This is a genomic window from Streptomyces sp. NPDC020917 (assembly GCF_044333795.1).
Lineage (GTDB): Bacteria > Actinomycetota > Actinomycetes > Streptomycetales > Streptomycetaceae > Actinacidiphila.
On record NZ_JBIRRR010000001.1, the window covers coordinates 711,388 to 720,517 of the forward strand.

5 protein-coding genes are annotated in these 9,130 nt (G+C 72.0%); 4 read left to right on the forward strand and 1 reads right to left on the reverse strand.

What is annotated here, in order from left to right:
• Window positions 1–732 precede the first annotated feature (732 nt).
• Window positions 733–2,145: a pyridoxal phosphate-dependent decarboxylase family protein gene (locus ACH4TG_RS03050; RefSeq protein ID WP_398240143.1), complete on the forward strand. Its 1,413-nt coding sequence runs from the start codon at window positions 733–735 to the stop codon at window positions 2,143–2,145.
• Complete coding sequence (locus ACH4TG_RS03055) at window positions 2,142–3,713, forward strand: lysine N(6)-hydroxylase/L-ornithine N(5)-oxygenase family protein (RefSeq protein ID WP_398240144.1); 1,572 nt, start codon at window positions 2,142–2,144, stop codon at window positions 3,711–3,713. The genes ACH4TG_RS03050 and ACH4TG_RS03055 overlap by 4 nt, the downstream gene beginning before the upstream one ends.
• Here ACH4TG_RS03055 and ACH4TG_RS03060 read toward each other — a convergent pair.
• Entirely contained in the window at window positions 3,682–5,514 is a 1,833-nt protein-coding gene (locus ACH4TG_RS03060) for a bifunctional metallophosphatase/5'-nucleotidase (RefSeq protein ID WP_398240146.1), read from the reverse strand. The two genes, ACH4TG_RS03055 and ACH4TG_RS03060, sit on opposite strands and share 32 nt — an antisense overlap.
• Before the next feature lie 306 nt (window positions 5,515–5,820).
• On the opposite strand from ACH4TG_RS03060, the gene pyk reads away from it, so the two are divergent.
• On the forward strand, window positions 5,821–7,257 hold the full coding sequence (pyk, locus tag ACH4TG_RS03065; RefSeq protein WP_398240147.1) for a pyruvate kinase: 1,437 nt from the start codon (window positions 5,821–5,823) through the stop codon (window positions 7,255–7,257).
• 513 nt (window positions 7,258–7,770) lie between these two features.
• Window positions 7,771–9,015, forward strand: coding sequence for a branched-chain amino acid ABC transporter substrate-binding protein (locus tag ACH4TG_RS03070; protein ID WP_398240148.1), 1,245 nt, complete (start codon window positions 7,771–7,773; stop codon window positions 9,013–9,015).
• Window positions 9,016–9,130 lie beyond the last annotated feature (115 nt).

Sequence of the window (9,130 nt, forward strand, 5' to 3'; positions counted from 1 at the left end):
CCTTTCCCTTGGCTTACCCGGGCGCATGCACAGTTCCTGCGGGGACACTCCCGCACCGTCCCCTCCCGGGCCGGCCCCGTCTGCGGGAGGAATTGGGGCGGCGGTCACCCCAGGGGGCGCGGGGTCCCCCAGGGCTTCGCCTGGGAGGTGCCCCCAGCGCGACCAGCCACAACGGTGCGGCACCCGGGAACGCGGGCCCGGGGGCACCCCGGCTGCCCGCCCCGGAGGGGCGATGCTCCCAGGAGCGCGGGGAACTCCGCGCCCAGCCACGACGGCGCAGCAGACGGCGAAACACCTGTGCGGGCAGCCCGGTTGCCGCCAGCGGCGGCACGCGGCCCCGACCCCACCCACCGAAGGTGCACCGACAGGGGCGCGGGGAACTGCGCCACCAGCCACGACGAGACCCGCACACGGCCACGCGCAGCGAGAAGCACCCCGGTTGCCGTAGGGGCGCGGGGAACTGCGTGGTCAGCCGAGGGGCGGGGGCGCCAGTCGTCGGCGTGGAGGGGGAGTTCGGTGCGCTTCGGGCCGCCGGGCGGCTCAAGGAACGCTGCCCGCAAGGGGCGAGCCGTCGCCCGCGGAGGGCGGATGCGGGGTGTGGAGGGGGAGACGTCGTACGGGGAAGGGGTGGTGGGGGGCCGCGCCGGAGGCGGGCCGTGCCCTGGGTGGGGGGTGATCGTTGGGCAGGGAGACGTCCGGAGGGACGCCAACCGTCCAGTGAGGAACCCGCACATGCCGATGCCCGGACTCGCAGGCGGCCGCCACGGCGCCGAGGAGATGCGCCCCCTCGTGGAGACCGTGTACGCGGCCCTCGCCGAGGGCGCCCGGGACCGCGGCGGCGCGGTCCCCGCGGGCGGGCCCGAGACCGTCGCGGACCGCCTGGCCCAGGCCGTCGGCGACGTGCTGCCGCGCGGCGGCACCGGCGAGCGCGAGGCCCTGTACACGCTGGTGCACGCCGTCGCGGAGGGCGCGGCCGACCCCGCCGAGCCGCACTGCGCAGCCCATCTGCACTGCCCGCCGCTGGCCGTCGCCGCCGCCGCGGACCTCGCCGTGTCCGCGCTGAACCCGTCGATGGACTCCTGGGACCAGGCCCCCGCGGCCAGCGAGCTGGAGGCGAGGGTCACCGCGGCCCTCGCCGCCCTCGTCTTCCCCGACCTGCCGGCCCCCGACGCCCTGGTGACCACCGGCGGCACCGAGTCCAACCAGCTGGCGCTGCTGCTGGCCAGGGAGCGGGCCGCGGGCGGCCCCCGCGTGCAGACCGTCTGCGGCGCCAACGCGCACCACAGCGTGCTGCGCGCCGCCTGGCTGCTGGGCCTGCCCAACCCGGTGGTGCTGGACACCCCGGCCGGCGTCCTCGATCCGGCCGTGCTGGACGCCGCGCTCGCCGAGATGCCGGTGCGCGCCCTGGTCGTGGCGACCGCGGGCACCACCGACACCGGCGCGATCGACCCGCTGCCGGGCCTCGCCAAGGTCGCCGCCCGGCACCGCGCCGAACTGCACGTGGACGCCGCGTACGGCGGCCCGCTGCTGTTCAGCCGCCGCGAGGCGGCCAAGCTCGACGGCCTGCAGTCCGCGGTGTCCGTCACCCTCGACCTGCACAAGATCGGCTGGCAGCCGGTCGCCGCGGGCCTGCTCGCCGTACCGGACGGCACCGCGCTCCGCCCGCTGGACCACCGCGCGGACTACCTCAACGCGCAGGACGACACCGACGCCGGGCTGCCCGACCTGCTGGGCCGCTCGCTGCGCACCACGCGCCGCCCCGACATTCTCAAGATCGCCGTCACGCTGCGGGCGCTGGGCCGCGACGGGATGGCCGCGCTCGTCGACGCGGTCTGCGACCTGGCGGCGGAGCTGGCCGCCAAGGCCGACCGGCACCCGGGCCTGACCCTGTACGGGCCGCCGTCGATCAGCACCGTGCTGTTCCGCCCGGCCCGCGCGTCCGACGACGACGTCGCCGCACTGCGCCGCCGCCTGCTGCAGGAGGGCCGGGCGGTGCTCGGCCGGGCCCACGCCGGCGGCCGGCTGTGGCTGAAGGCCACCCTGCTCAACCCCCGGCTGCGGTCCGACGACCTCGACAGCCTGCTCGCGCTGGCCGCCGGCCCCGCGCACCCCACCGGCACCACGGAAGGCACCACCGCGCCATGACGCCCGCCCCGGAACCCGAACCCGCCCCGGCATCCGTACCGGAGGCCGCCTCGGAGTCCGTCCCGCCGTCCGCACCGGGCAAGGTCCCGATCCCCGCCCAGCCGACCGCCGCCCGCTCGGGCCCGCACCCCGAGCCTTCCGACGGGCCCGCCGCGCGCGACGACGCGTTCGACCTGCTCGGCATCGGCATCGGCCCGTTCAACCTGTCGCTGGCCGCCCTCGCCGAACCGCTGCCGGGGCTGACCGCCGCCTTCTACGACCAGCGGCCGGACTTCCGCTGGCACCCGGGCCTGCTGATCGACGGCGCGACCCTTCAGGTGCCGTTCCTCGCCGACCTGGTGACGCTCGCCGACCCGGCCAGCCGCTGGACGTTCCTGAACTACCTCAAGTCCCGCGAGCGGCTGTTCCCCTTCTACTTCGCCGAGCGCTTCCACGTGCACCGCGCCGAGTACGACGCGTACTGCCGCTGGGTGGCCGAGTCGCTGCCCACCACGCACTTCGGGCAGCAGGCCGACACCGTGCGCTGGAACGCGGGCCTGGCTGTGTTCGAGGTGGACCACACCCACCTGGACGCGCACGGCGAGGCCGAGGCGCTGGGCCGCACCTACGCCCGCCACCTGGTGCTGGGCATCGGCACCGAGCCGTACGTGCCCGAGCCGCTGCGGCCGCTGGCCGAGGCGCCGGCCGTCCCCGTGGTGCACTCGGCGCGCTACCTCGCCGAGCGCGAGCGGCTGCTGGCGGCCGAGCACGTCACCGTCGTCGGCTCCGGCCAGTCCGGCGCCGAGGTCTTCCTGGACCTGCTGCGGGCCCGGCCCGCCGGGCACGAGCGGATCACCTGGCTGGCCCGCACCCCGGCGTTCGCGCCCATGGAGTACAGCAAGCTCGGCCTGGAGCACTTCACCCCGGACTACACCCGCTACTTCCACGGGCTGCCCGAGCCGGTCCGCGACCGGCTGGTGCCGCAGCAGTGGCAGCTGCACAAGGGCATCGACACCGAGACGATCACCGCGATCCACGACGAGCTGTACCGCCGCACCCTGAACGGCGGCTGGCCTGACGCGGTGCTGGCCCCCGGGGTGGTGGTGCGCACCGCCGGCCGGCTGGGCACCCGGGAGGTCGAACTGCACCTGGAGCACCTGGACCAGGGCACCCGCTCCCGGCTGGTGACCAGCGCCGTGGTGCTGGCCACCGGCTACCGCGAGCGCCCGCTGGACCGGCTGCTCGCCCCGCTCGCGCCCCACCTGCGCACCGACGCCGCGGGCCGGCCGGCCGTCGACGCCCTGCACCGGCTGGAGACCGACCCGTCGATCACCGGCCGGATCTACGTCCAGAACGCCGAACTGCACACGCACGGCGTCGGCGCCCCGGACCTGGGACTGGCCGCGTGGCGCTCCGCGGTGATCCTCAACGACCTGACCGGTCTGCTGACCGGCGAGGAGCACTACTGCCTGCCGGCCAGGACCGCGTTCACCAGCTTCGGGCTCGGCGGGCACCCGGCCGCGGCGGGCGCCGGGCCGGGTGCCGCCGAGCGGGACCTCAGCCGAACAGGGGCACCCCGGCGCGGGTGAGCCGCCACTGGTCGCCGCCGAACGTCGCCGGGTCGATGGTGCCGTTGGCCTGCACCCAGGCGATGATCGTGTTGCGGATCTCGTCGGAGTTCGACCACACCGACTGCGCGGTGGCCACATGCGGGTAGTTGCTGCCGCCGCTGGAGCGGTAGTTGTTGACCGCCAGCACGAACTGCGCGGCCGGGTCGATCGGCGCGCCCTGGAACGTCAGGCCGACGATCCGGGAGCCGGCCGGCTGCGCGATGTCGATGTCGTAGGACACCCCGCTGAGCACGTCGTAGCTGTAGTCCGGCGTGTTGTTCGCGTTGGTGATCTTGCTGACGTCGACCGGGGCGTCCGGCGCGGTCTGCACGAAGTAGGCCGCGGACCACTCCAGGTAGTCCTTGACCTGGGCACCGGTCAGGATCTTGGCGTCCAGGGTGTTCTCGTAGATGTACAGCCCGGCCACGTCGCGCAGCGACACGTTGCCGGCCGGGATGGACGCGCTGCGGGAGAACGGCGACGCCTCGGAGAGCACCGGCAGCGACGCGTACGCGGTGCCCGCCAGCGCCTTCTTGACGGTGTCGGCCTGCACCAGGTTGATGAAGTCGATGATCGGCGTGTCCTTGTACGTGGACTGCGCCGCCGACATCGCCTCCTTGCAGGTGCCGATGATCTGGTTGACGTACGCCACGACCTTGTCGTGCTCGTCCTTCACCAGCTTCGCCACGGCCGGGTCCTCGGCGACGGTGTTGGCGTTGCGCACCTCGGCGGTGACGGAGACGACCTGCCAGCGGCCGCGGTCGAACTCCACGTCGATGTCGAACACGCTCAGCCGCTCGCCCCAGCACAGCGGCTCGGACAGCACGACGGACTTGCCGGTCTCCTCGTTGACCACGGTCCGCGAGGCCACCTCGCGGTGGGTGTGGCCGACCAGGATCGCGTCGATGCCGGGCACCTGGGCGGCCACCAGCGAGGAGGCGTTCTCCGGGTAGGGGACCGCGTCGCCGTAGGAGGTGCCGCCGTCCAGGCCCGAGTGGTCGGTGAGGACGACCACGTCGCAGCCCATCGCCCGCAGCTTCGGCACGTACGTCCTGGCCTGCTCGACCAGGCCGGGGAACGCCATCTTGCCCTGCACGTTGGCCTTGTCCCAGATCGCGATGCCGGGGTTGGTCAGGCCGAGGATGCCGACCTTGAGCGGCGCGGCGCCCTGCACCTTGATCTCCTTGACCAGGTAGGGCGGGAACGCGGGCTTGAGGGTGGTGGCGTCGACGGCGTTGGCGGCCAGCAGCGGGAAGTCGCACTGCTCCTGGAAGGCGCGCAGCAGCGGGATGCCGTAGTTGAACTCGTGGTTGCCGAGCGCGGCGGCGTCGTAGCGCATCTGGTTCATCGCCAGCGCCATCGGGTGCCGCGGGCCGCTGCGGGCGCCGGTGATCGGCTCCACCCGGGCGTAGTAGTACGACAGCTGGGTGCCCTGGATGATGTCGCCGGCGTCGATCAGCAGGGTGCGGTCGTGTCCCTTCTCGGCGCGGGCCTGCTCCACCAGGGTGGCGATCTTGGCCAGGCCGACGTCGTTGTGGGCGGCGTCGTCGTACTCGGCGTTGGTGAAGTAGTCCCAGTTCAGGGCGTGCCCGTGCAGGTCCGTGGTGCCCAGCACGCGCAGGCTGAAGGTCTTGGGCGGGCGGCCCTGGGCCTTGCCGGCCCCGGTGCCCGGGTCCGCCTGCGCGGTGGGCGCCGCCACCGCACCCGCCGCCCCGGCGAGCGCCACGCCGGCCCCGGTGGCGGCCGAACGGTTGATGAAGTCCCTGCGGTTGAGCGGCATCTGGTCTCCCTGTGGTCCTGTGGTGCGTCGCGCTGTGGAGCAGCGATCTGAACAACGCGCGTAGATTCTGGACCAAGGCGGCCGCGGGCAACACCCTCCGTGCGTAACCGGTAGGTGTCGTGCGGGTGTCGGCGCGGCGACCCGCCGTCCGGTATGTCACGCAACCGGCCACGGAGTGTTACCGAAGTGCTCATCCGAGCGGACCCCTGCACAGTTCGATACTTGTCAACAAGCTTTAATCCAGCCGTCGTTGGACTGTTGCCGGGGTCGCGTTCCCTACTAACGAGTAGGTCATACGCTCGACACATGCGCCGAGCCAAAATTGTCTGCACCCTGGGCCCCTCCACCGACTCTTACGACCAGATCAAGGCACTGGTCGAGGCCGGCATGGACGTGGCACGCCTGAACCTGAGCCACGGGTCGTACGCCGAACACGAGGACCGCTACCGGCGGGTCCGCAAGGCCGCCGACGAGACCGGCCGCAGCGTGGGCATCCTGGTGGACCTTCAGGGGCCGAAGATCAGGCTCGGCCGTTTCGCCGAAGGCCCGGTACTCCTTGAACGCGGCGACGAGTTCACCATCACCGTCGATGACATCGAGGGCGACCAGTCGATCTGCGGCACCACCTACAAGGGACTGACCGCCGACGTGGCCCGCGGCGAGCGGATCCTGGTCGACGACGGCCGGGTCACCCTGGAGGTGACCGACGTCGAGGGCCCCCGCGTGCACACCATGTGCATCGAGGGCGGCATGGTCTCCGACCACAAGGGCCTCAACCTCCCCGGCGTCGCCGTCTCCGTGCCCGCCCTGTCCGAGAAGGACATCCGCGACCTGCGCTGGGGCCTGCGGGTGGGCGCCGACGTCATCGCCCTGTCCTTCGTCCGCAGCGGCCGCGACGTCGAGGACGTGCTGCGGGTGATGGAGGAGGAGGGCCGCCGGGTCCCGGTCATCGCCAAGATCGAGAAGCCGCAGGCGGTGGAGAACCTCGAGGAGATCGTCGACGCCTTCGACGGGATCATGGTCGCCCGCGGCGACCTGGGCGTCGAGATGCCGCTGGAAGCCGTCCCGATGGTCCAGAAGCGCGCGATCAAGCTCGCCAAGCGCAACGCCAAGCCGGTCATCGTCGCCACCCAGATGCTCGACTCGATGATCGACAACTCCCGCCCCACCCGCGCCGAGGCGAGCGACGTCGCCAACGCCGTCATCGACGGCACCGACGCGGTGATGCTCTCCGGCGAGACCAGCGTCGGCAAGCACCCGATCGAGACCGTCAAGGTCATGTCCCGGATCGTGACCGCCGCCGAGGAGGACATCCTCGCCGCCGGACTGTCCCCGCTGACCGAGCGGAACAAGCCCCGCACCCAGGGCGGGGCGGTGGCCCGCGCCGCCGCCGAGATGGGCGACTTCCTCGGCGCCCGCTTCCTGGTCGCCTTCACCCAGTCCGGCGACACCGTGCGCCGGCTGTCCCGCTACCGCTCGCCGATCCCGGTGCTCGCCTTCACCCCCGAGCAGGCCACCCGCTCCCAGCTCAGCCTCACCTGGGGCGTGGAGACCTTCCTCGGCCCGACCGTGCAGACCACCGACGAGATGGTCCAGCAGGTCGACGAGGAGCTCCTGCGGATCGGCCGCTGCAAGAAGGGCGACGTCGTGGTGATCACCGCCGGCTCGCCGCCCGGGATGCCCGGCACCACCAACATGGTGCGCGTCCACCACATCGGTGAGGACGACTCGCCAAAGGCGTAATGCGCATCGCGAATTTTGGTCCTGACGCATACCCCGTCCCCGTTCGGCAACCGCCGGGCGGGGACTTCCATTCGCAATCCCGACGGCCCCCACGGCAATCCCGGGACCCGGCAATTAACGCTGTGTAACGCGCACGCAATACAGCCCCAATGGGCCGCTCCCGCACCGCCCGCAAGCCCCCGAGTGGCCTGTATTCCCGCTGCCGCCGAACCTGCCGGTCCCTTGCCCCCAGGCCCCCGCGCCGCGGGCGTGCGCCTCACCGGAAGTGCGGGTTCTCATCATGCGGACGGTGACGCAAAGCGCCCAAACCCCGCTGCCAACCTCAGCGGAACCTCAAGAGTTTCCCTTCGGCATAACAAGACAGTCACACTCTTCCCCGCACCTCTGCCTGATGTGACACGACGCGCCTAGAGTCACCGCCAGTCACCGCGCCACCGGATTTGTTCAGTTCGGCAGCCAGCGCGCGACTCGGCCTCTCATCAGAGACGGCCGCGCCAGGGGAAAGGACTGATCGTGCGACACCGTTCCTTGCTGATTCTGACCTCCGTCCTCGCCACCGGAGCCCTCACCCTCACCGCGTGCGGCTCCCGTAGCGACGACAGCAAGAAGGGCGGAGACAACAGCAGCGGCGGCTCGAAGACCACGGTCGTGATCGGCGTCGACGCGCCGCTGACCGGCCCGAACTCCGCCACCGGCCTGGGCATCCAGTACGGCGTGCAGATCGCGGTGGACGACGCCAACGCCAAGAACCTGGTGCCCGGGGTGACCTTCAAGGTCAAGGCCCTGGACGACAAGGCCCAGCCCGCCACCGGCCAGCAGAACGCCACGGCCCTGGTCCAGGAGAGCGACGTCATCGCGGCCGTCGGCCCGCTGAACTCCGGCGTCGCCCAGTCCATGCAGCAGGTGTTCGAGACCGCCAACATGGTGGAGATCTCCCCGTCCAACACCAACCCGGCCCTGACCCAGGGCAAGGACTGGGCGAGCGGCACCAAGACCCGCCCGTTCAAGACCTACTTCCGCACCGCCACCACCGACGCCAACCAGGGCAACTTCGCCGCCGACTACGCGGTCAACACCCTGAAGAAGAAGGCCGCCTTCGTCGTCGACGACAAGCAGACCTACGGCGCCGGCCTCGCGGCCATCTTCCAGGGCAAGTTCAAGGAGCTCGGCGGCAAGCTCGCCGGCACCGACCACGTCAACACCGGCGACACCGACTACTCCGCCCTCGTCACCAAGATCAAGAACTCGCACGCCGACATGCTCTACTACGGCGGCCAGTACGACGAGTCCGAGCTGATCACCAAGCAGCTCAAGGCGGCCGGCGTCAACATCCCGCTCATGGGCGGCGACGGCATGTACTCCGACACGTACATCAAGACCGCCGGCAAGGCCGCCGAAGGCGACCTGGCCACCTCCGTCGGCGTCCCCGTCGACACCCTGCCCGCCGCCAAGACCTTCATCGACACCTACAAGTCCAAGGGCTACCCCGGCGACTACGGCACCTACGGCGGCTACTCCTACGACGCCGCCACCGCCATCATCAAGGCCGTCAAGACCGTGATGGACGCCAACAGCGGCAAGCTGCCCAGCGACGCCCGCGCCAAGCTCGTCGACGCCGTCCAGAAGACCGACTTCGACGGCATCGCCGGCCACGTCGCCTTCGACCAGTACGGCGACACCACCAACAAGCAGCTGACCGTCTACCAGGTCAAGGACGGCAAGTGGACGGCGGTCAAGACCGGCGTCTACAACGGCTGACCACCCCGCACCACCAGGGCCGCGCGGCCCGGGCGCCCCCCCCCCCCCGCCCCCCGGCGTCACCCCCCCCCCCCCCCCCCAACCCCCCCCCCACCCCCCCCCCCCACCCCCCACA